The organism is Pseudacidovorax intermedius, from assembly GCF_003350475.1.
In the GTDB taxonomy this organism is placed as follows: domain Bacteria; phylum Pseudomonadota; class Gammaproteobacteria; order Burkholderiales; family Burkholderiaceae_C; genus Xenophilus; species Xenophilus intermedius.
This window is the reverse complement of record NZ_QQAV01000015.1, coordinates 103687-128370: the sequence shown is the minus strand read 5'-3', so window position 1 is coordinate 128370 and position 24684 is coordinate 103687. Positions and strand designations below refer to the sequence as shown.

General features: G+C 68.4%; 25 protein-coding genes, 1 tRNA gene and 3 pseudogenes. 16 read left to right on the top strand and 13 right to left on the bottom strand.

The genetic code is table 11. From position 1 onward, the window contains the following. The first annotated feature begins 59 nt into the window (after positions 1-59). From DFR41_RS28290 to DFR41_RS27560, 12 genes and pseudogenes are all read left to right on the top strand, one after another. The gene (locus DFR41_RS28290) at positions 60-425 is read left to right on the top strand and encodes an AtpZ/AtpI family protein (RefSeq protein WP_244917874.1); all 366 of its coding nucleotides are present in this window, start codon (positions 60-62) and stop codon (positions 423-425) included. After that, on the top strand, positions 422-697 hold the full coding sequence (locus DFR41_RS25255) for an N-ATPase subunit AtpR (RefSeq protein ID WP_114804759.1): 276 nt from the start codon (positions 422-424) through the stop codon (positions 695-697). Before DFR41_RS28290 ends, DFR41_RS25255 begins: the two co-directional genes overlap by 4 nt. Then, positions 694-1407: a F0F1 ATP synthase subunit A gene (locus DFR41_RS25250; RefSeq protein WP_114804758.1), complete on the top strand. Its 714-nt coding sequence runs from the start codon at positions 694-696 to the stop codon at positions 1405-1407. Before DFR41_RS25255 ends, DFR41_RS25250 begins: the two co-directional genes overlap by 4 nt. Then, complete coding sequence (locus DFR41_RS25245) at positions 1400-1648, top strand: F0F1 ATP synthase subunit C (protein ID WP_114804757.1); 249 nt, start codon at positions 1400-1402, stop codon at positions 1646-1648. Before DFR41_RS25250 ends, DFR41_RS25245 begins: the two co-directional genes overlap by 8 nt. Next, on the top strand, positions 1645-2379 hold the full coding sequence (locus DFR41_RS25240; RefSeq protein ID WP_114804756.1) for an ATPase: 735 nt from the start codon (positions 1645-1647) through the stop codon (positions 2377-2379). Before DFR41_RS25245 ends, DFR41_RS25240 begins: the two co-directional genes overlap by 4 nt. Next, complete coding sequence (locus tag DFR41_RS25235; protein ID WP_114804755.1) at positions 2360-3856, top strand: F0F1 ATP synthase subunit alpha; 1497 nt, start codon at positions 2360-2362, stop codon at positions 3854-3856. The genes DFR41_RS25240 and DFR41_RS25235 overlap by 20 nt, the downstream gene beginning before the upstream one ends. After that, positions 3853-4665, top strand: coding sequence for a F0F1 ATP synthase subunit gamma (locus DFR41_RS25230; RefSeq protein WP_114804754.1), 813 nt, complete (start codon positions 3853-3855; stop codon positions 4663-4665). The genes DFR41_RS25235 and DFR41_RS25230 overlap by 4 nt, the downstream gene beginning before the upstream one ends. 32 nt (positions 4666-4697) lie before the next feature. Then, a pseudogene (locus DFR41_RS28285) lies at positions 4698-4859 on the top strand (phage virion morphogenesis family protein); the annotation flags it as partial. Positions 4860-4906: 47 nt separating this feature from the next. Then, positions 4907-5383: pseudogene (locus DFR41_RS25225) on the top strand (phage virion morphogenesis family protein); the annotation flags it as partial. Positions 5384-5399: 16 nt separating this feature from the next. Beyond that, positions 5400-6886: pseudogene (locus DFR41_RS25220) on the top strand (IS5 family transposase). Positions 6887-6984: 98 nt separating this feature from the next. Next, entirely contained in the window at positions 6985-7353 is a 369-nt protein-coding gene (locus tag DFR41_RS25215) for a hypothetical protein (RefSeq protein ID WP_147284433.1), read from the top strand. A 74-nt stretch (positions 7354-7427) separates the two neighbouring features. Continuing rightward, positions 7428-8033: a DUF6680 family protein gene (locus DFR41_RS27560; protein WP_147284432.1), complete on the top strand. Its 606-nt coding sequence runs from the start codon at positions 7428-7430 to the stop codon at positions 8031-8033. 134 nt (positions 8034-8167) lie between these two features. Here the strand turns inward: DFR41_RS27560 and DFR41_RS25210 are convergent. The 5 genes from DFR41_RS25210 to tolB form a co-directional block, all read right to left on the bottom strand. Beyond that, positions 8168-8243 (bottom strand) — tRNA-Lys (locus DFR41_RS25210). 38 nt (positions 8244-8281) lie between these two features. Beyond that, the gene (locus DFR41_RS25205) at positions 8282-9079 is read right to left on the bottom strand and encodes a tRNA threonylcarbamoyladenosine dehydratase (protein ID WP_114804752.1); all 798 of its coding nucleotides are present in this window, start codon (positions 9077-9079) and stop codon (positions 8282-8284) included. 41 nt (positions 9080-9120) lie between these two features. Then, the gene (gene ybgF, locus DFR41_RS25200; RefSeq protein WP_114804751.1) at positions 9121-9885 is read right to left on the bottom strand and encodes a tol-pal system protein YbgF; all 765 of its coding nucleotides are present in this window, start codon (positions 9883-9885) and stop codon (positions 9121-9123) included. Further along, complete coding sequence (pal, locus tag DFR41_RS25195; protein ID WP_017759307.1) at positions 9885-10403, bottom strand: peptidoglycan-associated lipoprotein Pal; 519 nt, start codon at positions 10401-10403, stop codon at positions 9885-9887. The genes ybgF and pal overlap by 1 nt, the downstream gene beginning before the upstream one ends. A 28-nt stretch (positions 10404-10431) precedes the next feature. Beyond that, the gene (gene tolB / locus DFR41_RS25190) at positions 10432-11745 is read right to left on the bottom strand and encodes a Tol-Pal system beta propeller repeat protein TolB (protein ID WP_114804750.1); all 1314 of its coding nucleotides are present in this window, start codon (positions 11743-11745) and stop codon (positions 10432-10434) included. A gap of 174 nt (positions 11746-11919) precedes the next feature. Between tolB and msbA the strand changes: the two genes are divergently transcribed. Together msbA and DFR41_RS25180 are read left to right on the top strand one after the other, a co-directional pair. Continuing rightward, positions 11920-13686 (top strand): lipid A export permease/ATP-binding protein MsbA, encoded by a 1767-nt coding sequence (gene msbA / locus DFR41_RS25185; protein WP_244917873.1) that lies wholly within the window; start codon positions 11920-11922, stop codon positions 13684-13686. Between the two features lie 336 nt (positions 13687-14022). After that, complete coding sequence (locus DFR41_RS25180) at positions 14023-15174, top strand: sensor domain-containing phosphodiesterase (protein ID WP_017759310.1); 1152 nt, start codon at positions 14023-14025, stop codon at positions 15172-15174. Positions 15175-15208: 34 nt separating this feature from the next. Here the strand turns inward: DFR41_RS25180 and rng are convergent, their stop codons facing one another. From rng to DFR41_RS25140, 8 genes are read right to left on the bottom strand one after another with little or no spacing between them, the layout of a single operon-like run. Then, on the bottom strand, positions 15209-16756 hold the full coding sequence (gene rng / locus DFR41_RS25175; protein WP_017759311.1) for a ribonuclease G: 1548 nt from the start codon (positions 16754-16756) through the stop codon (positions 15209-15211). Between the two features lie 12 nt (positions 16757-16768). Further along, complete coding sequence (locus tag DFR41_RS25170) at positions 16769-17386, bottom strand: Maf family protein (RefSeq protein ID WP_114804748.1); 618 nt, start codon at positions 17384-17386, stop codon at positions 16769-16771. Then, positions 17379-17846 carry a 23S rRNA (pseudouridine(1915)-N(3))-methyltransferase RlmH gene (rlmH, locus tag DFR41_RS25165; RefSeq protein WP_017761578.1) on the bottom strand — a complete coding sequence of 156 codons (468 nt, stop codon included), beginning with the start codon at positions 17844-17846 and terminating at the stop codon, positions 17379-17381. The genes DFR41_RS25170 and rlmH overlap by 8 nt, the downstream gene beginning before the upstream one ends. Continuing rightward, positions 17843-18517 (bottom strand): ribosome silencing factor, encoded by a 675-nt coding sequence (gene rsfS, locus DFR41_RS25160; protein ID WP_017761579.1) that lies wholly within the window; start codon positions 18515-18517, stop codon positions 17843-17845. The genes rlmH and rsfS overlap by 4 nt, the downstream gene beginning before the upstream one ends. Continuing rightward, positions 18507-19133: a nicotinate (nicotinamide) nucleotide adenylyltransferase gene (nadD, locus tag DFR41_RS25155; protein WP_114804747.1), complete on the bottom strand. Its 627-nt coding sequence runs from the start codon at positions 19131-19133 to the stop codon at positions 18507-18509. Before nadD ends, rsfS begins: the two co-directional genes overlap by 11 nt. Then, positions 19124-20038 carry an oxygen-dependent coproporphyrinogen oxidase gene (gene hemF / locus DFR41_RS25150; protein ID WP_017761581.1) on the bottom strand — a complete coding sequence of 305 codons (915 nt, stop codon included), beginning with the start codon at positions 20036-20038 and terminating at the stop codon, positions 19124-19126. Before hemF ends, nadD begins: the two co-directional genes overlap by 10 nt. Next, positions 20038-21333 (bottom strand): phosphoribosylamine--glycine ligase, encoded by a 1296-nt coding sequence (purD, locus tag DFR41_RS25145; protein ID WP_114804746.1) that lies wholly within the window; start codon positions 21331-21333, stop codon positions 20038-20040. The genes hemF and purD overlap by 1 nt, the downstream gene beginning before the upstream one ends. Beyond that, on the bottom strand, positions 21333-22064 hold the full coding sequence (locus tag DFR41_RS25140; protein WP_017757720.1) for a YebC/PmpR family DNA-binding transcriptional regulator: 732 nt from the start codon (positions 22062-22064) through the stop codon (positions 21333-21335). Before DFR41_RS25140 ends, purD begins: the two co-directional genes overlap by 1 nt. Positions 22065-22182: 118 nt before the next feature. Here DFR41_RS25140 and DFR41_RS25135 point away from each other — a divergent pair, with 118 nt between their 5' ends. Together DFR41_RS25135 and DFR41_RS25130 are read left to right on the top strand one after the other, a co-directional pair. After that, positions 22183-23541 (top strand): NAD(P)/FAD-dependent oxidoreductase, encoded by a 1359-nt coding sequence (locus tag DFR41_RS25135; protein ID WP_114804745.1) that lies wholly within the window; start codon positions 22183-22185, stop codon positions 23539-23541. Further along, positions 23538-24677 carry a chorismate transformation FkbO/Hyg5 family protein gene (locus tag DFR41_RS25130; protein ID WP_017759965.1) on the top strand — a complete coding sequence of 380 codons (1140 nt, stop codon included), beginning with the start codon at positions 23538-23540 and terminating at the stop codon, positions 24675-24677. Before DFR41_RS25135 ends, DFR41_RS25130 begins: the two co-directional genes overlap by 4 nt. Positions 24678-24684 lie beyond the last annotated feature (7 nt).

Genomic DNA, 24684 nt, shown 5'->3' with positions numbered 1-24684 from the left:
CTGTCCACGCGAATGACCGCGCCTCTGCCCTTCCGAATGAGCCATCGGGAAGCGCGGGCTTGGGCGACATCCCTTCATCGCGTGCTGCATGGGGCGTTGCCCCCTCTCCCCGGCCCTCTCCCACGAGGGGAGAGGGTGTTCAGGCACAGCCAGCAGCACCCACGGACCCCAAGCAGGCCGCAGCCCAACGTGCCCAGGCCCGCGAACAGGCCGCGCAGCGCGATCCCGAACCCTCGCTGGCGCGGCGCTTTGGGCAGATCGGCGTGCTGGGCTGGCTGATCGTGCTGCCCACCCTGGCCGGCCTGTGGCTCGGACACCGGCTGGACCGCTGGCTGGGCACCGGCATCACGCTGGCCGCCGCGCTGCTGATGGCGGGGGCCGGGCTCGGCCTGTGGCTGGCACTGCGTTGGATGCGCGAGCAATGACCCTCTTCCCCTTCGATCCGTCCGCCGGCCTGGGCTGGCTGCTTGCCGCAGCGGCTGGCATGGCCCTGGGCTGGCTGCACTTCCGCAGCCTGGCGTCCGTGACGCGGCTGCTGGTCGCCGGCCGGGCTGCCGGCGTCGCGCTGCATGTGGGCCGCTGGCTACTCCTGGTGGCCCTGCTGTTGCTGTGTGCGCGGACCAGCACCGGCGCGCTGCTGGCGGCTACGGCGGGAGTGATGGGCGGGCGCGCGATCGCCCTGAGGCGCACCGCATGAACATCGACAACCCGCTCACCGCCGCCGTGGCCTTTCGCATCGGGCCGGTGGACATCACCTGGCCCGTGGTCACCACCTGGGGTGTCATGGCCGTGCTGGGCGTGGGGGCCTTCCTCGCCACCCGGCGCCTGTCCCTGCGGCCGGGCCGCGTGCAGGCGGCGCTGGAGATGGTGGTGGAGGTGCTCGATGGCGAGATCGCCGCCGCCATCCCCGGCAATCCGGGCCGCTTCCGCGGGCTCATCGGCACGCTGCTGCTGTTCATCGCCTGCGCGAACGCGTCCTCGCTGCTGCCGGGCGTGGAGCCGCCCACCGCCCACCTGGAAACCGACGCCGCCCTGGCGGCCGTGGTGCTGGTGGCCGGCCTGGTGTGGGGCATCCGCATCCTGGGCCTGCGCGGGTGGCTCGCCACCTTCACCCATCCCACGTGGGTGATGCTGCCGCTGAACCTCGTCGAGCAGGTCACGCGGCACTTCTCGCTCATGGTCCGCCTGTTCGGCAATGTGATGAGCGGCGTCTTCGTCGTCGGCATCGTCAGCGCGCTGGCCGGGCTGCTGGTGCCCATCCCCCTGATCGCGCTCGATCTGCTGACGGGCGCGGTGCAGGCCTACATCTTCGCCACGCTGGCGCTGGTCTTCATCGGCTCGGCCGTCAACGAAGCCGGCGCGGGCGACCCTTCTTCCACGGACACCCCGGAGCCTCCCCATGGATAACCTCGTCCAGATCGTCAGCATCGTCGCCGCCGCCTTCGCCGTCGGCCTGGGGGCCATCGGCCCCGCCCTGGCCGAAGGCCGCGCCGTGGCCGCTGCGCTCGACGCCATCGCCCGCCAGCCCGAGTCGGCCGGCGCCATCTCGCGCACGCTGTTCGTGGGCCTGGCCATGATCGAGACCATGGCCATCTACTGCCTGGTCGTGGCGCTGCTGCTGCTGTTCGCCAACCCCTTCGTGCGATGAGCTTCCACTGGACCACCTTCGCGTTCCAGCTGGTGAACGTGGTGGTGCTGCTGGCGATCCTTCAGCGCTTCCTGTTCCGGCCGCTGGCCGATGTGATCGCGCGGCGGCAGGCGCAGACCGCTGCCGCCGTGCAGGCCGCCGGCGAGGCAAAGGTGCAGGCCGAAACCGCGGCACTGCAGGCCCGGGCCGAAACGCAGGCCACGCTCGACGCGCGGCAGCAGCTGCTGGCCACGGCGCAGGCCGAGGCCCAGGCGCGGCGCACGGAACTGCTGACGCAGGCCCGTGCCGAGGCGGCCCGCATCGTGGCCGAAGGCCGCGCAGCCGCCGAACGGGACGCCGCTGCCCGCGAGCGGCGCAATTGGGAACATGCCCGCACGCTGGCCGCAGGCATCGCCACGCGGGCGCTGGGCGCGCAGCCGGTGGCGGCCGAGGGCTACGCGCGGCGGCTGGCCGATGCGCTCCGGTCCATGCCCGACGCTGAGCGGCAGGCCCTGCTGGCCGGCGGGCACCTGCAGCTGGTGGCGCCGCGGCCACTGACCGACATCGAATGGCAGGCCGCCCGCCAGGCGCTCGCCCCCTGGCTCGGCGAGGCACTGCCAGCCCCGACGATGGACCCGGCGCTCATCGCGGGCCTGGAGCTGTGTTCGGACACCGGCGCCGTGCGCAACTCGCTGGCCCATGACCTGGAACGGATCGCCGAGGCGATGCGCGATGACACCGTCACCGATTGACCCGCAACTGGCCGCACTGCAGTCGCGCATCGACGCCGCCGTGCTCGGCCCCGGCGTGGAGGAGCACGGCACCGTCAGCGCCATCGCCGATGGCCTGGCCACGGTGACCGGCCTGCCCGGCGCGCAGCTCAACGAGGTGGTGCTGTTCGACAACGGCGCCCGCGGCTTCGTGCTCACGCTCGAAGAAGACCGGCTCCATGTCGCCTTCATCGATCCGATGGACGGCATCGCCGCCGGGGCGCGCGTGACCCGCAGCGGCGAACTCGCGTCGGTGCCGGTCGGCCCCGCGCTGCTGGGCCGGGTGCTCGACCCGCTGGGGCGCCCGCTCGATGGCCTTCCAGCCCCGCCGTGCGACGAGCACCTGCCCGCCGAGCGGCCGGCGCCGGCCATCATCGACCGCGACTTCGTCAGCGAGCCCGTCGCCACCGGCCTGCTGGTGGTCGATGCGCTCTTCGCCATCGGCCGGGGCCAGCGCGAGCTGATCATCGGCGAGCGGCAGACGGGCAAGACCTCCATCGCCGTCGACGCCCTGATCGCGCAGGCGGGCGGCGACGTCATCTCGGTCTACGTGGCCATCGGCCAGCGTATGTCCTCGGTGCGGCGCGTGATCGAGGCGGTGCGGGCGCGCGGCGCGCTGGCGCGCACGCTCTTCGTCGTCGCCGAAGCGACGGCCCAGCCCGGGCTGCAGTGGCTGGCGCCCTTCGCCGCGACGTCCATGGCCGAGTGGTTCCGCGACCGCGGCCAGCATGTGCTCATCGTCTACGACGACCTCACGCGCCATGCCGCCACCCACCGCGAGCTGGCCCTGCTCTCGCACCAGCCGCCGGGCCGCGAGGCCTACCCGGGCGACATCTTCTACCTGCATGCGCGCCTGCTGGAACGCGCGGCCAAGCTCTCGGCCGCGCGCGGCGGCGGCTCGCTCACGGCGTTGCCGATCGCAGAAATCGAGTCGGGCAACCTCTCCGCCTACATCCCCACCAACCTGATCTCCATCGCCGATGGGCAGATCGTGACCTCGGAAGTGCTCTTCGCCGCCAACCAGCGGCCGGCCGTGGACATCGGCCTGTCGGTCAGCCGCGTCGGCGGCAAGGCGCAATGGGGCGCCCTCAAGGCCGTGGCAGGGCGGCTGCGCCTGGACTACGCCCAGTACCTGGAGATGAAGATGTTCGCGCGCTTCGGCGGCTTCGGCGACGAGGCCATGAAGGGCCGCATGGTGCGCGGCGAACGCATTGCGGCACTCCTGGCGCAGGACCGCTTCGCGCCCTTGCCGGTGGTGGTGCAGATCGCCCTGCTGGCGGCCCTGGACGCCGGCGTGCTTGACGCGGTGGAGCCGGCGCGGCTGCCCGCGCTCAAGGCCGCCCTCCCCGCCCGCGTGGAGGCGGAACCCCGGCTGCAGGCCCTGCGCGCGCAACCCGACGCGCTCGATGCCGCCACGCGCGCGCTGCTCGTCGAACTGGTGCAACAGGCCCTGCAATGACCGCGCGTCCCGAGGACCTGCGACGGCGCCTAGCCGGCCTGGACCAGATCGACGAAGTGGTGGGCGCCCTGCGCGCCATCGCCTCGGGACAGTCGGCCGCCGCTCGCAGTGCGCTGCCCGCCATCGAGGCCCATGCGCTCACGACGCGCCGCGCCCTGGCGCGCCTGGCGGCGTCGCAGGTGACGGCCACGGCCACGGCGCCGGCTGGGCCGGGCCTGCTGCTGGTGATCGGCGCGTCGCAGGGCTTTGCGGGCGCCTATCCGCAGCGGGTGGCCGCGGCAACGCTGCAGGGGCTGGCACCGGACACGGGTCTGCTGGTGGTGGGCCGCCGGACCGTGCAGGCACTCCTCGACCGTGGACGACGGCCGCTGTGGTCTGCGGACCTGCCCGGACATCCGGCGGCAATTCCCGCCCTGGCCAGCGAGGTGACCGCTGCCCTGCTGGCGCAGGCCGTCGAGCACCCAGGGCCCATCCATGCCATCGCCGGCCTGCCCGGAGCCGGCCACGCGCCGACGGTGGTGCGACTCTTCCCGCCCGAACCCGTGGCCCCGGCGCAAGGCATGGAACCACCTCTGATGACCCTGGCCCCGGCCGTGCTGATGACCTCGCTGCTGCAGGAAGCGCTCTTCGCCGCCGTGGCGCGTGCCCTGATGCGCGGCCTGGAGGCCGAGGCCGCCGCCCGCATGCAGGCCATGGCCCAGGCCCGCAGCAACCTGCAGCGCCGCAGGAACGAGGTCGAGGCCGCCTACCGGCAAGCGCGGCAGGAGCAGATGACGACGGAGATGATCGAGTTGGCGTCGGGGCGATAGGAGCGCTGACTGCGTCGTCGCGCGGGGGACGGGTGCTCCCTCACCGTGTTCGACGAAATCACCCAGTGGCCCTCCGTCGGCTTCTGGCCCAGCTCAGCATGACGCTGCGCCAGAGCCAGGCCGCACGCATCGCCGCCCAGCCCAACCCGGACGGCAGCGCCTACGAAGCGCACAAGGTCCGCACCATCCGCCGGCGCAAAGGGGACCATTCGCCGCGGCATGTTCGAGCGGCTGCGCCCCCCGCTACCTCAAGAAATCCGCCACCGCCGACCGCGCCACGGTCGCCATCGACCCGCGGGCCGCGCGCATCGCCCGCGTCCACCAGTACGGCCTGCGCGACAGCGTGGACTGGCGCCGCGCCGGGAGTCCGACTGTGCGCTACGCGCGGCGCGAGCTGCTGGGCCTCATCGAGGCAGAAGTGCGGGCCTACATGTTCGACCCGGGCAACAGCACCACGCCCGCCGCACCAGCCGCCAGCGGCGGCAGCACCACGTACATGGTCAGCATCACACTGCCCGATGGCACCACGGGCGCCGTCAATGCGGCAACGGCGAACGATGCGGAGAACCTCTCCAAGTTGCTTTCCCGGCTCGGCTCGGCGCGTCGGGTAGCGTCTATTTGGTCGCCCCTGCAAAATCCCGCCACCCCGCATGGATGCTGGATTCCTTGGGGCTTGCGGTGCACCGAATCCCCCAGGAATCGTTGTACAGGCAGCTGATTTCTGAGGGATTTGCATGGCCGAGCGCAGCGACACGCCCGACTTCTTCCGCCCCCGCCTGGCCGACATGATCGACCTTCGCCACCCGCTGGCGGTGCTGGCCAGCCGCCTGCCCTGGGCACAGATCGAAGCGGCCTTGATGCCTTACTTCACACGTCGCGCTCGCCCAGGCCGGCAACTCGAACAAGACGATCTCTTCGGCCCCTCGCTGCAAATCGCCGGTGCCGGCGTCGCCGCCGCAGGGCGCCCGCGCCTTCCCATCCGCCTCATGGCCAGCCTGCTGTACCTGAAGCACACCTTCAAGCTCAGCGACGAGGAGCTGGTCCAGCGCTGGGCCGAGAACGTCGTGTGGCAGTTCTTCAGCGGCATGACCCACTACGAGCCGCGCCTGCCCTGCCCTGCGATGCCACGCAGATCGGACGCTTTCGCACCGCCATCGGCGAGGTGGGCGTGGAGGAACTGCTCAAGGCCACCATCGACACGGCCGTGTCCTCCAAGGCGGTCCGGCCCGCCGAGTTCGAGCGGGTGATCGTGGACACCACGGTGCAGGAGAAGGCCATCGCCCACCCGGTGGATTCGCGCCTGCTGGAGATCGCGCGCCACAAAGTGGTGGCCGCAGCCAAGCGTGCGGGCATCGCCTTGAAGCAGACCTTCGTCAAGGAAGCCAAGACACTGCGCCGGCGTGCTGGCGGCTACGCCCACGCCCGGCAGTTCAAGCGCCTGCGCAAGGTGCTCAAACGCCAGCGCACGATCCTGGGCATCGTGCTGCGCGAGGTGCAGCGCAAGATCGGTGAGGCCCGCCATGAAGCCAGCGCAGCGGCCCTGTCGAATCTGCAGACGCTGATGCAGCGCGCCGAGCGCATGCGCCGCCAGCGCCCGAAGGACAAGGACAAGCTCTATGCCCTGCACGCCCCGGAGGTGGAGTGCATCGGCAAGGGAAAGGCCCGCAAGCCCTACGAGTTCGGCGTGAAGGTGGGCGTGGCCGTCACGCACCGGCAAGGCCTGATGGTGGGCGCACGCAGCTTCACCGGCAACCCGTATGACGGCCACCTGCTGGCCGAGCAACTGCAGCAGGTGCGCATCCTGACCGAGGACACGGGTGCCAGGCTCAAACAGGTGGTCGTGGACCTGGGCTTTCGGGGTGTGGATGCGCACAACCCAGGCGTTCAGATCATTCACCGCGGCAAGTTCAAAAGCCTGACGGCGCTGCAGCGGCACTGGCTCGCTCGACGCCAGGCGGTGGAGCCGGCCATCGGGCATCTGAAGCAGGACAACGGGATGGAGCGGTGCTGGCTGCAAGGGGCCACGGGCGATGCGCTGCACGCGGTGCTGTGCGCGGCGGGCTACAACATCCGATGGCTGCTGCGCGCCATCGTGCGCCTGGCCCTCGGGGGTCTTGTCGTGCCCTTGTTTGCCGCGCTCGTCATGCTCCTTCACTTGCTTGCAGTGGCCTCGGGCGTGGGCAAAGCCAGGGCCTTTCGCGCCGGCTGTGCGGCCCTTTGAATTTTGCAGGGCCGACTATTTGACGCTGCTGTCAAGGAGATTATTTTCTGGAAGCGAATTGCGCAAATGCTGAACGATTAAATTCGCCTGAGCATTCGGTGCACGTTGTTGATTTATCAATTGCGCAATGCGCCCGTGCGCATTTGCGCAATGATTTCGCACAAAGCCTACTCGGGATTGGCTTTCCAAGCGATCGCCCGACGGGCACAGTGCGGCTCGTGAACTTTCAAACCTACTGCCTTCAGCACCGCCCCGAAGCTCGCGAAATCACGGACGCGATCCAATTTATGGAATTGGATATCTTTTGCCGGCTCGTTCCGCGCGCCGATGAGCCCTACATTCAAAAGCTCGGGAAATTCATCTCCGACACGCTGGCGGGCAAGGCCCGGGTAGCGCTGGACGAGGCACTTGCCGCCGCAGCCGACTGCGCTCAGCTGGAGTTAGATGAGTTAGGGAAGCCTCTCTGAGACCGCGTGATCGGGCATCCCTCTAGCCTTAACCTTAACAACTGAGATACATTGTTCAGGCAGGAGAGTGCACCATGGCAATCGGATGGAATGATATCGCAATTATATTTGCCACATTTGTTGGCCCCATTGCTGCGGTGCAGGCGCAGAAATTCTTGGAAAAGAGGCGTGATATTGAAGGAAAAAAGGCGGAGATTTTTCGTACCTTGATGGCTACGAGAAATGCCAGGATATCCCCCGATCACGTACGAGCGCTAAATTCGATTGCGATAGACTTTTACGGCACTGTTCGACCCTCTGCCCCCCCGAAAAGGAGCAAAAGTGAGCAAGCCGTAATGAATGCGTGGAAAGAATATCACACGCACCTTAACATCTACGGCGACGGTCGTCCCTTGTCTCAAAAAGAGATAGAACAATGGGGGGCCCGTGGCGAGGAGCTTTTTCTCAACTTGATCGTCGCACTGGCTGCAGCAACCAATTACGAATTCGATCGCGCAGAACTTCGCGGCGGGGCATACCTGCCACGCGCCTATGACGACAACGAACAGGAACAACTCGCGATTCGCCGCATGGTGCGCGAGGTTCTTGAGGGAAGCCGACCCCTTCCCCTCGACATAAGGGCCATCTCGGCGCAACCTCAGCAACCTGCCGCATCTGCCGCAGAGCCAGCAAAGCCGTAACTCGCGACACCCTCCGGCGGAGCTTGGGCGGTGCCTACACCTGAGCCTACACGCGGAAACTAGACAACAAAAAGGCCCGCACATGGCGGGCCTTGTGTTCGCTCTAAGTCCTTGACTCACAAGCAAAAAATAACTGGTAGGACGTGCAGGATTCGAACCTGCGACCAACGGATTAAAAGTCCGCTGCTCTACCAACTGAGCTAACGTCCCGCTTCACGTCCGCACTGCTGTGCGATGTGCAGCAAAGCCTATGAGTATAGCGTGGATTTCTGTGAAATCCTGTCGATCAGCCATCCTGCTGCGCACAGACCGAAGGTGGCGGTGACGCTGACCATCGAGCCGTAGCCGTGGCAGTTGAGCGAGCCGTCGCCCTCAATCGCGCAAGATGCATCCGGCGGCGCCACCGGCTCGCGGCTGAAGACACAGGTCAGGCCGATCGATTTGCCATCTCGCCGCGCGCCGTGGTGCTTGCGCAGGCGCTGCCGCAACTGCGCCATCAGCGGATCGTGGGTGGCGAGGGCAAGGTCCTCGACCTCGACGCGCTGCGCATGCCGCTTGCCGCCCGCCGCGCCGACGGTGATGAACGACACCCGCCGGCCTTGGGCCAGGGCCCAGGCCGCCATGGTTGTCTTGGCAGACATCTGGTCGCAGGCGTCCAGCACGGCCGTGACGGGGCCCAGCGCCTGCTCGGCCTGCTCGATCAGTGGCACCCAGTTGTCAGCCGTCACGAACTCATCCACGGGCGCCAAACGGCATTGCGGATGGATGTGGCGGATGCGCTCCTGCATGGCCAGAACCTTGGCTTGACCCACGGTGTCGTCGAGCGCATGGATCTGCCGGTTGATGTTGGACTCGGCCACATGGTCCATGTCGATGAGCGTCAGCGCACCGACGCCGCTTCGGGCGAGCGCCTCGGCCGCCCAGGAGCCGACGCCGCCGATGCCAACCACCACCACATGGGCCTGGCGCACCGCCGCGGCGCCCTGGACGCCGTAGAGCCGCTCCATGCCGCCAAAGCGCCGGGCAATGTCCGGCTCCGGCAGCATGGCGTCCTCCGTCAGGGACGGCGGCGGAGTCACGACCGCGCTCAACGCAGGCGCGACAGGCGCTCGCGTGCTGCCGTGGCTGCTTCCGACTGCGGATAGGCCTTGACCAGGTCTTCCAGCGTGCGACGAGCAGCGCGCGTGTCCTTCAGCTCGATCTGGCAATTGGCGATGGACAGCACGGCCTCCGGGGCCTTGGCATGGTCCGGTGCCAGCGAGAGCATGGAGCGGAAGTTGGCGACGGCCTCGGTGTAGTTGCGGGTGGCGTACTGCGCGTTGCCCAGCCAGAACAGCGCGGACGGGTTGTAGCCGCTGCGCGGATAGCGCTTCACGAAGTCGGCAAAGGCGGTCTGCGCCTGGGCGAACTGTCCGGAGCGAAAGACGCCCAAGGCGGCTTCGAAGTCGGCCTTCTCGCGCGGATCGGCCATGAACTCCTTGCCGTCCACCGACACCTGCTGCGGCTCGTTCTGCTTCAGGCGGTCGTCGATGGTGGTCTGGCGCTGTTGCAGCTCGGTCAGCGTGCGGGTGAGCTGCTCGTTCTGGCCCGTCATGCGCGCCAGGTCGCCGCGCAGGTTGTCGATCTGCTGTTGCAGGTCGACAAGGCTGCGACGCAGCTGGCCGTTTTCATCGGCCAGGCGCTGCGTGGTGTTCTCGGACTGCTGGCGCACGGTTTCGACACGCTGGCGCAGGTCGAGGATGGCGCGGCGCGCCTCGTCATCCTCGAACAGCGCCGCGTGGGACGCCGCAGACACGCACAGAAAAGCGGCCGCAAGGGCCGCCGGGCGCACGAGGTGCTGCAGTCGCTGCATCAGCGGTACACGATTTCAGCGCGACGGTTCTGGGCGCGGGCGTCGTCGCTCGTGCCTTGGACCGCAGGCTTTTCCTTGCCGAAGCTGACGGCTTCGATCTGGCTGTCGTTCACGCCCAGCAGCGTGAGCGCACGGCGCACAGCCTCCGAACGCTTCTGGCCCAGCGCCAGGTTGTACTCGCTGCCGCCCAGATCGTCGGTGTGGCCTTCGATGGAGATGCGGCGCGAAGGATTGGCCTTCAGGAAGCGCGCATGGCCGTCGATGAGCTGCTGGAACTCGGGCTTGATGGTGTAGCTGTCGAAGTCGAAGTAGATGACCCGGGCCACGCCCACCGGACCCTGGCGCGTTTGCGCGTTGGGGTCGATGGTGACAGGCGCCACGCCGCTGGCCGCGCCGGAACCCGTTCCGCCGCCGGTTCCGCCGGCGGTGCTCACCGGCGTTTCATTCAGCTTGGTACCCGACGAGCAACCCGCCACCAGGGCGACGAAGGCAAGGGCAAAAATCGATTTCTTCAACATACGAACACTCCTCAGTGCGGACAAAAAATCATTGCTTCTGGAAGGGGCCCCAATCCGGTTCCCGGATGTCCCCCGCCTTCCCCGCCAGTCGCGCCTTGATCTTTCCGTCAAGGGTGGTGGTCATCAGCGCTTCTCTTCCCTGAATCTGGGTGGAATAGACGATCAGCTTGCCGTTGGGGGCGAAGCTGGGGCTTTCGTCTGCCGCGGTGTCGGTGATGGCCATGGCATTGCCGGTGGCGAGTTCCATCACGTGGAGCTTGAAGGCTCCGCCGACGCGCGAGATGTAGGCCAACCACCGCCCGTCGGGGCTGATGGCCGGAGAAATGTTGTAGGACCCCGAGAAGGTCACCCGAACCGGTGCGCCGCCGCTGGCGGGCATCTTGTAGATCTGCGGTGCGCCGCCGCGGTCACTCACGAAGTAGATAGAACTGCCGTCGGCGGTGTAGGTCGGCTCGGTGTCGATGCTGCTGCTCTGCGTGAGCCGGCGGGGCTCGCCCCCGGTGGCCGGGATGGTGTAGAGCTGCGAGCCGCCATCGCGGCTGAGCGTCACGGCCAGGCTGCGGCCGTCGGGCGACCATGCCGGCGCGCTGTTGGAGCCACGGAAGTTGGCGACCAGGCGGCGCTGGCCGGTGGCAACGGTGTGTACGTAGACCACGGGCTTGCGCGACTCGAAGGACACGTAGGCCAGCTCGCCACCGCTGGGCGACCACACGGGGGAGATGATCGGCTCGGGGCTGGCGAGTGCAGCCTGCGCGTTCTCGCCATCGGCGTCGGCCACCCACAGCGTGTAGCGGCCCGAGGCCCGCGTGACGTAGGCGATGCGGGTCGAGAACACGCCCTTGTCGCCCGTCAGCTTCTCGTAGACGTAGTCGGCGATCCGGTGGGAGGCGAGGCGGAGGTCGGCCTCGGGCACGGTGTAGCTCTGCCCCCCGAGGTCCTGGCCGCGCACCACATCCCACAGACGGAAGCGCACGTCCCAACGGCCATCGGCCAGTCGGGTGACGCTGCCCGCCACGAGCGAGTCGGCCGTACGCTGGCGCCACAGGGCCAAGTCGGGACGGCTGTTCTCGTCGAGGGATTGGCCGGATGCATCGACGCCGCGGAATTGCCCGCTGCGCTCGAGATCGGCCTGGACGATGGCGGAAATCTTCTGGGGAGAGGCCTCTTCACCGCGGAAGGGCACCAGTGCGATGGGCAACTGGGTAAGTCCCACACCGGAGACTTCGACGCGGAACTGGGCCAGGGCGGGAAGGACCGGGGCCGCGGCAAACGCGGTGATCAGCGTACGGCGGGCCAGGGTCGGGAACACGGAGGAAGACTGCGACGGCGACGAAGTATTCATGCAGCTCGGAGAAATTTACGCCTGGAAAGTTTCAGATCCGGGTCGCTCGTCCAGGCGCGGAGCCGGCGATGTTACACCTTGCCTCTACGCGCAAACCCGGGCTTGCGTTCCGATTTCGCCGCTGTCCTACAGCCGCCAGAGGCGCGCCAGGCGGCACCCGTAGAATCCGCCGCCATGTCGACCTCCCCTGCCGACGCGCCTGCGCGAGCGCCCTTGACTCGCCGGCTCGCCCGGCTCATGACGTGGTTCGGCGGTTCGCGTCGCTGGTGGGTTCTGGCCCTGGTGATGTCCGTCGTGGCCGCCGTCACCGAACCCCTGATGCCTGCCCTGCTCAAGCCCCTGTTGGACCGGGGCTTTGCGCGCGGCCAACTCGCGCTGTGGATGGTGCCCACAGCCATCATCCTGCTCTTCGCGGTGCGTGGCGTGGCGCAGTTCGTGTCGCAGTACGCGCTGGCGCGCATCGCCAACGAGGGCATGCAGCGCATGCGCAGCGTGCTGTTCGAGCGCATGCTGGCGGCCGACCTGGGGCTGTTCTCGCGCCAGTCGGCGAGCACGCTGTCCAACACCATCGTCTACGAGGTCCAGACCGGCTCCATGCTGCTCGTGCAGGCGCTGCTCAGCATTTCGCGCGATGGCTTCACGGTCGTGGCACTGCTGGTCTATCTGCTCTTCCTGAACTGGAAGCTCACCCTGGTCGTCGCCGTGCTGGTGCCCGGGGTCTCCTGGATCATGAAGGCGCTGTCGCGCCGCCTGTACAGCCTGACGCTGATGGGCCAGCAGGCCACCGACGAGCTGGCCTATGTGGTGGAAGAGAATGTGCTCGCCCACCGCATGGTCCGGCTGCATGGTGCGCAGGCCGGCCAGTCGGCGCGCTTCGACCGGCTCAGCCACAGCCTGAACCGGCTGGCGGTCAAGTCCACCATCGCCTCGGCGGCGATGACGCCGCTGACGCAGCTCTTCGCGGCGGTGGCCCTGTCGGTCGTGGTGATGATCGCCCTCTGGCAAAGCGGCGACCGCGGCCTGACGGTCGGCAGCTTCGTGGCGTACATCACGGCCATGCTGATGCTGATCGCGCCCATCCGGCGCCTGGCGGACATGGCCAATCCCATCACCCGCGGGCTCGCGGCGCTAGAACGCGGGCTGGGCCTGATGGACGGCACGCAGGTCGAGGCCGAAGGCCGCTTCGAGATGGCCCGCGCCGAGGGCCGCGTGGAACTGTGCGGCGTGCAGGTGCGCTACCGCGAAGACGCGGGCATGGCGCTGGAAGACATCGATCTGCGCATCGCCCCCGGCGAGATCGTGGCGCTGGTGGGCCCTTCCGGCTCCGGCAAGACGACGCTGGTCAACCTGCTGCCGCGCTTCGTGCGGCCTACTGCCGGACAGGTGATGCTGGACGGCCACGACGTGGCCGGCTGGACGCTGGAAAGCCTGCGCCGGCAGTTCGCGCTGGTGAGCCAGGACGTGGTGATGCTCAACGACACGCTCGCGGCCAACGTCGCGCTGGGCGCCGCGCAGATCGACCGGGCGCGCGTGCTGCGGTGCGTGGAGGCCGCCAACCTCGCGCCCCATGTGGAGCGCCTGCCCCAGGGCATCGACACCGTGCTGGGCCACAACGCGACCGAGCTCTCCGGCGGCCAGCGCCAGCGCCTGGCCATTGCGCGCGCGCTCTATCGCGACGCACCGGTACTGCTGTTGGATGAAGCCACGTCCGCGCTGGACACGGAATCGGAGCGCCTGGTGCAAGATGCCCTGCAACGCCTGATGCAAGGACGCACGACCCTGATCGTCGCGCACCGGCTGTCGACCATTCAGCACGCCGACCGCATCGTGGTGATGGACCGGGGCTGCATCGTCGAGCAAGGCAGCCATGCCGAGCTGATGGCCCGGGATGGCCTCTACGCCCGCCTGCAGGCGCCGCGCGCGGCCCCCGCGGACGCATGAGGGGCACGTCTCCCCCGATCACGCCCGATGCGCCGAGGGCCTCCAGGTCGCGCCGGCTGCGTCCAGCCGCCCTGCCGTTGCGCCCGCGCCGCGCCCTCCGCGGACTCGTCCTACAACTCCACCGAAAGGTTTAGCGCACACCCTCAGGTGATCTCCGAAGTGTCAGAAACTTAACAGAACGTTAATCTGAGACATCAGCAACGTGCCGGTCGGCACATGCGGACGAAGAGACACGAAGGAGTGGCAATGCAGCTCCCACCAGCAGCACCTGCAGGCGACTCGACAGCGCCCGGCGGGGCAAGCGGACAGGAAGAAGGTGCAGAGGGGATCCAGGGCGTGCTGACGGCCGTGCGTCGGCACCTGGGCATGGACGTCGCGTTCATCTCGCACTTCGAGACCGAGGAGCGTGTCTTCGAATACGTGGACTGCGCGCCTGGCGGGCCGCTGCGCCCCTTGCAGCACCTGGCCATGAGCGAAGGCTACTGCCTCAAGGTCGTGCGCGGCGAACTGCCGGAGTGCATCCCCGACACCTCCAAGTTGGAGGCGGCGCTGGAAATCCCGCAGACCACGTCGATACCCATCGGCTCCCACCTGAGCGTCCCGGTGCGGCTGAAGGACGGCAGCATCTACGGCACCCTGTGCTGCTTCAGCTACCTGCCGAATCCCGCGCTCGGGGAACGCGAGATGCGCCTCTTGCATGCCTTTGCCGAAGTAGTCGGTCTGCGCATGGACGAGCGCTCCGCCAGCCAGCGGGCCCGGGAGAGCGCCGCCCGCGAGGTGCGCGACGCCATGGCCAAAGGCGCACCGCGCATCGTCTTTCAGCCGGTCTACAACATTTCGCAACGAGCGGTCCGCAGCTTCGAATGCCTCTCGCGCTTCGACGTCGCGCCGCAGCGGCCGCCGGACGAATGGTTCCGCCTGGCCGACGAGGCCGGCGTGGGCCTGCCGCTGGAGCTGTGCGCCATCGAGAAGGCCTTGCAGAACCTCCACGCCTTTCCCGCGACCTGCTCGCTCAGCGTCAACTGTTCGCCCAGCCTGATTCTTTCGGGCCGGTTGGAGCCGGTGCTCTCGGCAATGCGCGTTCCCTCGCGCGTGACGCTGGAGATCACCGAGCATGCCATCGTGCAGGACTACGCGGCGCTCGCCGCCTCGCTGGCGCCGCTGCGTGCGCTGGGCGCGGGCGTGGCCGTCGACGATGCCGGCGCGGGCTTTGCCAGCATGCGGCACATCCTCAACCTGGCACCGGACATCATCAAGCTCGACATGAGCCTGACCCGCAACATCCACGAGGACGGCAAGCGCCGTGCACTGGCCAAGGGCCTGACCAGCTTCGCGCACGAGATCGACAGCCTGGTGATCGCCGAGGGCGTGGAGTCCGGCGACGAACTCGAGATGCTGCAGCGGCTCGACGTGGACTGCGCGCAGGGCTACTTCCTGGCCAGGCCGCTGGGCCTGAAGGAGGCCCTGGCCTTCAGCGCGACCCACTAGGGTCGTGCGCTCGACGCTCGGACACCCGTCGGCATCACAGCAGCACGATGTCGTACTGCCCCTGCCCCATGGCCGACTCGGCCTGCAGCGAGATCGGCTTGCCGATGAAGTCCGACAGCCCCGCCAGATGCTGGCTCTCCTCGTCGAGGAAAAGCTCGATCACCGCCGGCGACGACACGATGCGGAACTCGCGCGGCGTGAACTGACGGGCCTCGCGCAGGATCTCGCGCAGCACCTCGTACGCCACCGTGCGCGCGGTCTTGACGATGCCCTGGCCGCCGCAGGCCACGCAGGGCTCGCACAGCATGTGCGCCAGCGATTCGCGCGTGCGCTTGCGCGTCATCTCCACCAAGCCGAGCTGCGAAAAGCCGCTGGCCGTCGTCTTGACCCGGTCGCGGCCCAGCTGCTTGCGCAGTTCGGCCAGCACCTGTTCCCGGTGGTCGGTCCGGCTCATGTCGATGAAGTCGACGATCACGATGCCGCCCATGTTGCGCAAGCGCAGCTGCCTTGCGATGGCCAGGGCCGCTTCCAGGTTGGTCTTGAAGACCGTGTCGTCGAAGTTGCGCGCCCCGACGAAGGCGCCGGTGTTGACATCGATGGTCGTCAGCGCCTCGGTCTGGTCGATCACCAGGTAGCCGCCGGACTTGAGGTCCACGCGCCGGCCAAGCGCGCGCACGATGTCCTCGTCGATGTTGAACAGGTCGAAGATCGGGCGCTCGCCCGTGTACAGGGCCAGCTTCTCGGCCGCCTTGGGCATGAACTCGCGGCCGAAGCGCAGCAGCTTGTCGAACTGCTCGCGCGAATCGATGCGGATGGTGGTCGTGTGGTCGTCCACCAGGTCGCGCAGCACGCGCTGCAGCAGGCTCAGGTCCTGGTGCAGCAGCGACACCGGCGGCATCTTGCCCGCACGCTCGTGGATGCGGGTCCAGGTCTTGCGCAGGTAGGCGATATCGTCAGCCAGTTCGGCGTCGCTGGCGTCCTCGCCATTGGTGCGCAGGATGTAGCCTCCGTGATCGCGCGACGGGGCGCCCTGCCCTGCCGGCACCTGGATGGCCGCCTCAGCCAGTGTCTGTACGCGGCGGCGTAGCGTGTCTCGCTGCTCGGGCGGGATCTTCTGCGAGACGCCGATGTGGTTGTCCTGCGGCAGGAAGACGAGCATGCGCCCGGCGATGCTGATCTGCGTGGACAGCCGCGCCCCTTTGGTGCCGATCGGGTCCTTGATGACCTGCACCAGCAGCGACTGGCCCTCGAACACCTGCCGCTCGATGGGCACCACCGGCTGTTGCGAGCGGCCGCCCTCCCCGCCCGCGGCCGTGCGCGCCTCGGCCATCGGCGCGGCGCGCGAGCCCGGCATGAACGGCGCCACCAGGTCGGCGACGTGCAGGAAGGCCGTGCGCTCCAGCCCGATGTCGATGAAGGCCGACTGCATGCCCGGCAGCACGCGCGACACCTTGCCCAGGTAGACGTTGCCGACGAGGCCGCGCTCCAGCGTGCGCTCGACGTGCAGTTCCTGCACGGCGCCGTGCTCGACCACCGCGACACGCGTCTCCTGGGGTGCCCAGTTGATGAGGATTTCTTGCATGGACTTGGCCGTTCAGGGAATGTGCCAGCCCGCCTGACGCAGCAGTTGCGCCGTCTCGAACACCGGCAGGCCCATGATGCCCGAATGGCTGCCCGCGATGTGCGCGACCAGGGCGCTGCCCAGTCCCTGGATGGCATAGGCGCCGGCCTTGCCCATGGGCTCGCCCGTGGCCACGTAGGTCTCGATCTGCCTGCGGGTGAGTTCGGCAAAGTGCACCCGCGAGACGCTGAGCGCCTGCAATCGGCGTCGGCCCGCCTGCACGGCCACGGCCGTCATCACGCGGTGCGTGCGCCCTGACAGCGCAGCCAGCATGGCATGCGCATCGGCCGCGTCGGCCGGCTTGCCGAGGATGCGGCCGCCCAGCGCCACGGTGGTGTCCGCGCACAGCACCGGCGCCGCGGGCAATCCGCGCCGACGCAGGCGGGCGACGGCCGCGTCGAGCTTGAGCCCGGTCACACGCTGCACATAGGCGGTGGCGGCCTCGCGCGGCAGCGGCACCTCCAGCGCCTCGGCATCCTCGTCGGCGTCGGCCAGCAGCGGCTGGTGACGGACCTGGAGCAGGTCGAGCAACTGGGCCCGGCGCGGGCTCTGCGAGGCCAGATAGACGAAGTCCGGGCGAGGTTTATTCACGGTGGTAAGGATGGCCGGCGTTGACCGACCACGCCCTGTAGAGCTGTTCGACCAGCAGCACGCGCGCCATGGCGTGCGGCAGCGTCAGGTCGGAGAGGCGGATACGCTCGTGCGCGGCTGCCCTGAAAGCGGGTTCCAGCCCGTCCGGCCCCCCGATGACCAGCGCCACGTCATCGCCCTCCCCTTGCCAGAAGGACAGGCGAGCAGCCAGGGCCTTGGTGGTGAGCGCAGTGCCGCGCTCGTCGAGCGCGACGATGCGCGTGCCGCGTGGAATCGCCGCCTCGATGCGCTCACGCTCGGCCGCATACAGCGTCTCGAGCGACTTGGAGCCGCGGGGCTCGGTCTTGACGGCCTTGAGCTCGAGCTTGAGCTCCGGCGGGAAGCGCTTGGCATAGTCGTCCCAGGCGGTCTGCGCCCAGTCGGGCATGCGCTGCCCGACGGCGACCACCAGCAACTTCATGCCTTCTTGCGGGCCGGTGCCTTCTTGGCAGCCACCTTGCGGGCCGGCGTGCCGACCACGACCTTCTTCGGCGCAGCCTTTTTCGCAGCGGGCTTGCGGGCGGGCTTTGCCGCGGCGTTGCCGGTAGCCTTGCGTGCGGGCGCCTTGGACGCAGCGGGCTTGGCGGCTGCTTTCTTGGCTGCAGGCTTGCGGGCCGGCGCCGGAGCCGCGGCCGATTCGGCACGCGCGCCGGGGCGCTTGCGCGCAGCCTTCTTCGCCGGTACCGCCGGTTCGTCGGAAGAGACGCGGGCCGACGGCTTGGGCGCACCGAACTTCACGCGCACAGGCTTGTCGCCCCAGATCTCTTCGAGGTGGTAGTAGGCGCGGATGTTGGGCTGCATGATGTGGGCCACGGCGGGGCCGCAGTCCACGATGATCCATTCGCCGTTGTCCTCGCCTTCGATGCGCGGCTTGTTGAAGCCGGCCTCCTTGACGGCCTCACGCACGCTGGCGGCGAGGGCCTTGGTCTGGCGGTTGGAAGAGCCGGAGGCGACGATCACCCGCTCGAACAGGGGGGACAGGTGCTCCGTGTTGAAGACCTGGATGTCCTGGGCCTTGACGTCCTCCAGGCCATCGACGATGGCCCGCTGGAGTTTCTGGATGTCTTTCTTGGCGGAGGCGTCAGTGCTCATCAGGCGGGCTGTAGAGGTGGTGTTGTTCAATATAGCGTGCAACGGCAGGAGGAACCAGCGCCGCCACGTCCAGCCCCTGCGCGGCGCGCTGGCGGATCAGGGTGGCACTGGTGTCCTCCGGCGCAATGCGAAGGGATTCGAAACGGGCTTCGGCCGGCAGCCCGGGAAGGCTGCGCGGGTCGAAGACGATGGGCTGGCCCGCATCGTCGATGCGTTCGGCCACCGCCACCGTGGCGATCTGCAGGATCTGCTGCCAGCCATGCCAGGTGGGCAGTGCCGCCGCCTGGTCGGTGCCGAGCATCAGCACCCACTCGACTTCGGGCTGTTCGAGCCGCAATTCTCGCAGGGTATCGAGCGTGTAGCTCGGACCGCTGCGAAGTGTCTCCCGCGCATCGACCATCACGGCACCCAGCGGCTCGAAGGCCAGCCGTGCCATGGCCACCCGATCGGCCGCGTCGCTGAGCGTGCGCGCCTTGTGCCAGGCATGGCCGGTGGGCAGCACGCGCAGCTCGCGCAGACGCAACTGCGAGAGGGCCGCGCGTGCCAAAGCCACATGCGTGTTGTGCGGTGGATCGAAGGCACCGCCGAACACGCCCACGCGGGGTTTCAGAGCCATTCGCGGCGGGGCAGGAAGTCGGTGTAGAGCCGCGCCTCGGCCGAGCCGGGTGCTTCCTCGCGGCGATAGGCCCAGCTGGCCTGGGGCGGCATCGACAGCAGGATGGACTCCGTGCGCCCCCCCGACTGCAGGCCGAAGTGCGTGCCGCGGTCCCACACCAGGTTGAATTCCACGTAGCGACCCCGGCGGTAGAGCTGGAAATCGCGCTCGCGTCCGCTCCAGGGCATGTCGCGCCGGCGCTCCACGATGGGCATGTAGGCAGGCAGGAAGGCGTCGCCGACCGACTGCAGCATGCCGAAGCTGCGCTCGAAGCCCAGTTCGGAGAAGTCGTCGAAGAAGATGCCGCCGATGCCGCGCTGCTCGCCCCGGTGCTTCAGGCAGAAGTACTCGTCGCACCAGGACTTGAAGCGGGGGTATTTGTCTTCGCCGAAGGGCGCGAGAGCATCTCGGCAGCTGCGGTGGAAGTGCACCGCGTCCTCTTCGAAGCCATAGTAGGGCGTGAGGTCCATGCCGCCGCCGAACCAGCACACTGGCTCCGCATCGGCCGGAAGCGCCGCGATCATGCGCACATTCATGTGCACCGTCGGGACATACGGATTGCGCGGGTGGAAGACCAGGGAGACGCCCATGGCCTCGAAGGGCGCGCCGGACAATTCGGGCCGATGCTGCGTGGCAGAAGGCGGCAGCCGCGGGCCCCGGACGTGCGAGAAGCCGCAGCCGGCGCGCTCGAACAGGTCGCCACCTTCCAGGATGCAGGTCAGCCCCTCGCCCTGCAGCGGCTCACCGGGCGGTTTGTGCCACGCATCGCGCACGGCACGCCCGCCGTCTGCCCTTTCGATGCTCTCGACGATGCGAGCCTGCAGACCGCGCAGCCAGTCGCCGACCGCCTGTGGCTGGGCCTGCATCAGGCGCCCTGCCCGCGCGCGGGCATGGCGCGATGACCGATGTCCTTGCGGTACTGGACCCCGTCGAAGCGCACCTGCGCCGCCACTTCGTAGGCGCGCTGCTGGGCCAGCTTGACGTTGTCGGCCAGCACCGTCACGCACATCACGCGGCCGCCGCTGGTGAGCAATTTGCCCTCCTGCAGCGTGGTGCCAGCATGGAAGACCACCGCATCGGCGACCTCCGCCGGCACGCCGCTGATGGCGTCGCCCTTGCGCGGATCCAGCGGATAGCCGTGCGCAGCCAGGACCACGCCGAGCGCGGCGCGACGGTCCCATTCCAATTCCACCTGGTCCAGCGTGCCGTCGGTGGCATGCCAGAGCAGGTCGAACAGGTCGGACTTGAGGCGCATCATGATCGGCTGCGTCTCGGGGTCCCCCATGCGGCAGTTGAATTCGAGCGTCTTGGGATGGCCGGCCGCGTCGATCATCAGTCCGGCGTAGAGGAAGCCGGTGTAGGGAATGCCGTCGCGCTCCATGCCGCGGATCGTCGGCAGGATGATCTCGCGCATCACGCGGGCATGCACCTCGGCCGTCACCACGGGCGCCGGCGAATAGGCGCCCATGCCGCCGGTGTTCGGGCCCTGGTCGCTGTCGAGCAGGCGCTTGTGGTCCTGGCTGGTGGCGAGGGCCGCGACGTTCTTGCCATCGCACAGCACGATGAAGCTTGCTTCCTCGCCCGCCAGGAACTCCTCGATCACCACGCGCGCACCGCCCTCGTTATGGCTGATGCCCAGCTTATTGTCGAGCAGCATGAAGTCGATGGCCTCGTGCGCCTCGGCCAGCGACGTCGCCACGACCACGCCCTTGCCCGCCGCCAGACCATCGGCCTTGATGACGATGGGCGCGCCCTTGGCGTCCACATACGCATGAGCGGCCGTGGCGTCGGTGAAGGTCTCGTATTCCGCGGTGGGAATCTTGTGCCGCTTCATGAAGGCTTTGGAGAAGGCCTTGGAGCTTTCGAGCTGCGCGGCCGCCTTGGTGGGGCCGAAGATGCGCAGGCCATGGTCGCGGAATTCGTCGACTACGCCGGCCGCCAACGGGCCTTCCGGGCCGACCACGGTCAGCGCGATCTTTTCCTGCTGCGCCCATTCGCGCAGCGCTGCAGGATCGGTGTGGGGGACCTGCACGAACCGCTTGTCCAGTGCCGTTCCGCCGTTGCCGGGCGCCACGTAGACCCGCGTGACGCGCTCGGAATGCGCCAGGCGCCAGGCCAGCGCATGTTCGCGGCCGCCCCCGCCGATGACCAGGACCTTCATCAGGAGGCCTCCGCGATGGACGCGTTGTGGTAGACCTCCTGGACGTCGTCCAGGTCCTCGATCATGTCCAGCAGCTTCTGCATGCGGGCGCCGTCCTCCCCACCGAGTTCGATGGTGTTCTCGGCACGCATCGTGACCTCGGCCAGTTCGGCCTTCAGGCCGGCGGCCTCCAGCGCGTTCTTGACGGCTTCGAAATCGCCGGGCGCGGTGATCACCTCGATGGCGCCGTCGTCGTCCGTCACCACATCCTCGGCGCCGGCTTCCAGCGCCACTTCCATGATCTTGTCCTCGTCCGTGCCCGGCGCAAACAGGATCTGGCCGCAATGCTTGAACTGGAAGGCCACCGAGCCCTCGGTGCCCATGTTGCCGCCGTACTTGGAGAACACATGCCGGACCTCGGCGACGGTGCGCACGCGGTTGTCGGTCATGGTGTCGACGATGATAGCGGCCCCGCCGATGCCGTAGCCCTCGTAGCGGATTTCCTCGTACTGCACGCCTTCGAGGTTGCCGGTGGCCTTGTCGATGTTGCGCTTGATGGTGTCGGCCGGCATGTTGGCGGCCTTGGCCTTGTCGACCGCCAAGCGCAGGCGGGGGTTGGCCGTGAGGTCACCGCCGCCCGTGCGCGCGGCCACCATGATCTCGCGGATGACGCGCGTCCAGATCTTGCCGCGCTTCTCGTCCTGCCGGCCTTTTCTGTGTTGAATGTTTGCCCACTTGCTGTGTCCGGCCATGACCTGATGCTCGCGTTTCTTGTCTGTCGTTACGGGTAGGCAATTTTACCGTCCGCAACGAGGCCGCCCCTCGGCGGGACGGCATACTCCGCCTTTTTCACGACACACGCACCGCTCCATGACCATCGATTCCTCCAGCGCCGGCATGTCGACCGCAGACTCGGACAGCTGCGATGTCTTCGTGATCGGCGGCGGCCCGGCCGGGGCCACGGCCGCCGCGTTGCTGGCGCGCCAGGGCCGGCGGGTGGTGATGGCCGAGAAGGCGCATCACCCGCGCTTCCACATCGGCGAATCCCTGCTGCCTGCCAATGTGGAACTGTTCGACCGACTGGGCGTGCGGGAGCGGGTCGAGCGCATCGGCATGGCCAAGTGGGGCGCGGAGTTCGTTTCGCAGGAGCACGGACGCAGTGTCCGCCTCGGCTTTGGCGAAGGCTGGGACAAGAAACTCACCCACGCCTGGCAGGTCCGCCGCTCCGACCTCGACGAGATCCTGTTCCGCCATGCCGCCAAGGAAGGCGCGACCGCACTCGAAGGCTGCCGGGTGCGCGACGTCGTTTTCGACGCGGAGGGCGCGACCGTCCAAGCTACCCTCGACGACGGCAGTTCACGCCAGTGGCGCGCGCGTTTCGTGATCGACGCCTCCGGCCGCGACACCTTCATGGCCAACCGCCTGAAGTCCAAGCTCAAGAACCCGCGCCACAACAGTTCGGCCCTGTTCGGCCACTTCCGCAACGCGTGGCGGGCGGAGGGCATGTACGAGGGCTACATCACCATCTTCTGGTTCAAGCACGGCTGGTTCTGGTACATCCCGCTGGCCGACGGCACGGTGAGCGTGGGCGCCGTGTGCTGGCCCTATTACCTGAAGTCGCGCGACAAGCCACTCAAGGAGTTCTTCGCCGACACCATCGCCCTGAGCCCCGAACTCTCCGAGCGGCTCAAGGACGCGGAATTGGTCGATGACGCGGTGTATGCCACCGGCAACTATTCCTACAGTGGCACGCATTGCACCGGCGAGCGCTACCTGATGCTGGGCGATGCCTTCGCGTTCATCGATCCGGTGTTCTCCTCGGGGGTGTACCTGGCCATGCACAGTGCCTTCGAGGGTGCCGAACTGGTGGCCACCACGCTGGACCAGCCCAGCCGCGCCCCCGCCGCGCGGCGCGCCTTCGAGCGGTACATGCGCAAGGGCCCGAAAGAGTTCTCCTGGTTCATCTTCCGCGTCACCAACCCGACGATGCGCGAGTTCTTCATGTACCCGCAGAACCCCTTCCGCGTGAAGGAGGCGCTGATGTCGCTGCTGGCGGGCGACATCCACAACGGCACGCCCATCTGGCGCTCGCTGCGCATCCTCAAGACCATCTACTACGCGGTGTCCGCGGCCAATCCACGGCGCACCTGGCATGCCTGGCAGCGGCGCCGGCGCAACATCCGCGACCTGGGCCCACTGGCCGGCGAGAACGTGCTCGAGCGGCAATGAGCGCAGCCTCGCCCATCACCACCGGCGCCCGCGCCGCGGACGCTGCCGCCGTCATGCCCGCTTCGTCCTTTCAACGCTGGCCCCTGAGCGATGCCGCCCGGGTCGAATCCGGGCGCATCCTGGGTGGACTGGTCTATGGCTGGATGGAGGACGGCGCGGCGCTGCCTGACGGCCTGGCCGCAGTGCCGGCAGCGGTGCTCCTGCAGCAGCAGGTGTGCGCCGATGTGTGGCTTGCCAGCGGGCGGGTCGAGGCCGATCAGACCGGCAGCGCGCGCTGGCGCCACGACGGCCGGCACCTGTTCGGCGCCATCGACCTGCCGGAAGACGGCTCCGGGCTGGAGGCGCTTGCCCGGCGGGCCTATGGCGACCTCTTCGCCTGCCTCGCCCGGACGGGCTTTGCCCATTTGCACAGGCTCTGGAACTACCTGCCGCGCATCAACGAGGATGGCGGCGGGCTGGAACGGTACCGCCAGTTCAACGCCGGGCGGCAGCAGGCGTTCCTCGATGCCGGCCAGGCCGCGTTCGAAGGCGCCCCCGCAGCATGCGCTCTGGGCCTGCACCGGGGTGGCCTGATCCTACGCTTCCTCGCCGCCAGAGTGCCGCCACACCCCATCGAGAATCCACGCCAGACCCCAGCCTGGCGCTACCCGGCCGACTACGGCCCGCGCGCGCCCACCTTCTCGCGCGCGGCCGTGGTACGCCAGACTGACGGAACGAAGCAGGTGTTCGTCTCGGGCACGGCCAGCATCGTCGGCCATGCGACCGTCCATGTGGACGACCTGCAGGCCCAACTCGAGGAGACACTGCGTAACCTCGACGCCGTGATGGCTGAGGCGAACCACCACGGTGGCGGCGGATTCACCCTAGGCGGGAGCGACGCTGTGGTCTACGTCCGCCATCCCGAGGACGCGCCGGTGCTGCGCGAACAATTGGCCGCGGCATTGGGCGAGCAGAGTCCTTTCCTCCGTCGTGCACTGTTCCTGCACGCTGACATCTGCCGTCGCGATCTGCTGCTAGAAATCGAAACCCACATGAGTATTGCCGACCGCCCTGCAGCCGCTGTCGCGCCGCCCCCCGAGGCCGCCGACACGCGCCGCACCGCGTCGCTCCCGGATCTGGATGACCCCACGCGCTGACCGCCAC

What these genes read in the sequence shown, in the direction of transcription:
- ybgF (WP_114804751.1), bottom strand. Translation starts at nt 9,885, where the DNA reads ATGCAGCGACTGCAGCACCTCGTGCGCCCGGCGGCCCTTGCGGCCGCT.
- tolB (WP_114804750.1), bottom strand. Translation starts at nt 11,745, where the DNA reads ATGAATACTTCGTCGCCGTCGCAGTCTTCCTCCGTGTTCCCGACCCTG.
- DFR41_RS25130 (WP_017759965.1), top strand. Translation starts at nt 23,538, where the DNA reads ATGAGCGCAGCCTCGCCCATCACCACCGGCGCCCGCGCCGCGGACGCT.
- DFR41_RS25205 (WP_114804752.1), bottom strand. Translation starts at nt 9,079, where the DNA reads ATGCTGCCGGAGCCGGACATTGCCCGGCGCTTTGGCGGCATGGAGCGG.
- DFR41_RS25255 (WP_114804759.1), top strand. Translation starts at nt 422, where the DNA reads ATGACCCTCTTCCCCTTCGATCCGTCCGCCGGCCTGGGCTGGCTGCTT.
- DFR41_RS25240 (WP_114804756.1), top strand. Translation starts at nt 1,645, where the DNA reads ATGAGCTTCCACTGGACCACCTTCGCGTTCCAGCTGGTGAACGTGGTG.
- DFR41_RS25140 (WP_017757720.1), bottom strand. Translation starts at nt 22,064, where the DNA reads ATGGCCGGACACAGCAAGTGGGCAAACATTCAACACAGAAAAGGCCGG.
- purD (WP_114804746.1), bottom strand. Translation starts at nt 21,333, where the DNA reads ATGAAGGTCCTGGTCATCGGCGGGGGCGGCCGCGAACATGCGCTGGCC.
- DFR41_RS25135 (WP_114804745.1), top strand. Translation starts at nt 22,183, where the DNA reads ATGACCATCGATTCCTCCAGCGCCGGCATGTCGACCGCAGACTCGGAC.
- rlmH (WP_017761578.1), bottom strand. Translation starts at nt 17,846, where the DNA reads ATGAAGTTGCTGGTGGTCGCCGTCGGGCAGCGCATGCCCGACTGGGCG.
- msbA (WP_244917873.1), top strand. Translation starts at nt 11,920, where the DNA reads ATGTCGACCTCCCCTGCCGACGCGCCTGCGCGAGCGCCCTTGACTCGC.
- hemF (WP_017761581.1), bottom strand. Translation starts at nt 20,038, where the DNA reads ATGCAGGCCCAGCCACAGGCGGTCGGCGACTGGCTGCGCGGTCTGCAG.
- DFR41_RS25235 (WP_114804755.1), top strand. Translation starts at nt 2,360, where the DNA reads ATGACACCGTCACCGATTGACCCGCAACTGGCCGCACTGCAGTCGCGC.
- pal (WP_017759307.1), bottom strand. Translation starts at nt 10,403, where the DNA reads ATGTTGAAGAAATCGATTTTTGCCCTTGCCTTCGTCGCCCTGGTGGCG.
- DFR41_RS25250 (WP_114804758.1), top strand. Translation starts at nt 694, where the DNA reads ATGAACATCGACAACCCGCTCACCGCCGCCGTGGCCTTTCGCATCGGG.
- DFR41_RS25230 (WP_114804754.1), top strand. Translation starts at nt 3,853, where the DNA reads ATGACCGCGCGTCCCGAGGACCTGCGACGGCGCCTAGCCGGCCTGGAC.
- DFR41_RS25245 (WP_114804757.1), top strand. Translation starts at nt 1,400, where the DNA reads ATGGATAACCTCGTCCAGATCGTCAGCATCGTCGCCGCCGCCTTCGCC.
- rsfS (WP_017761579.1), bottom strand. Translation starts at nt 18,517, where the DNA reads ATGAGCACTGACGCCTCCGCCAAGAAAGACATCCAGAAACTCCAGCGG.
- nadD (WP_114804747.1), bottom strand. Translation starts at nt 19,133, where the DNA reads ATGGCTCTGAAACCCCGCGTGGGCGTGTTCGGCGGTGCCTTCGATCCA.
- rng (WP_017759311.1), bottom strand. Translation starts at nt 16,756, where the DNA reads ATGCAAGAAATCCTCATCAACTGGGCACCCCAGGAGACGCGTGTCGCG.
- DFR41_RS27560 (WP_147284432.1), top strand. Translation starts at nt 7,428, where the DNA reads ATGGCAATCGGATGGAATGATATCGCAATTATATTTGCCACATTTGTT.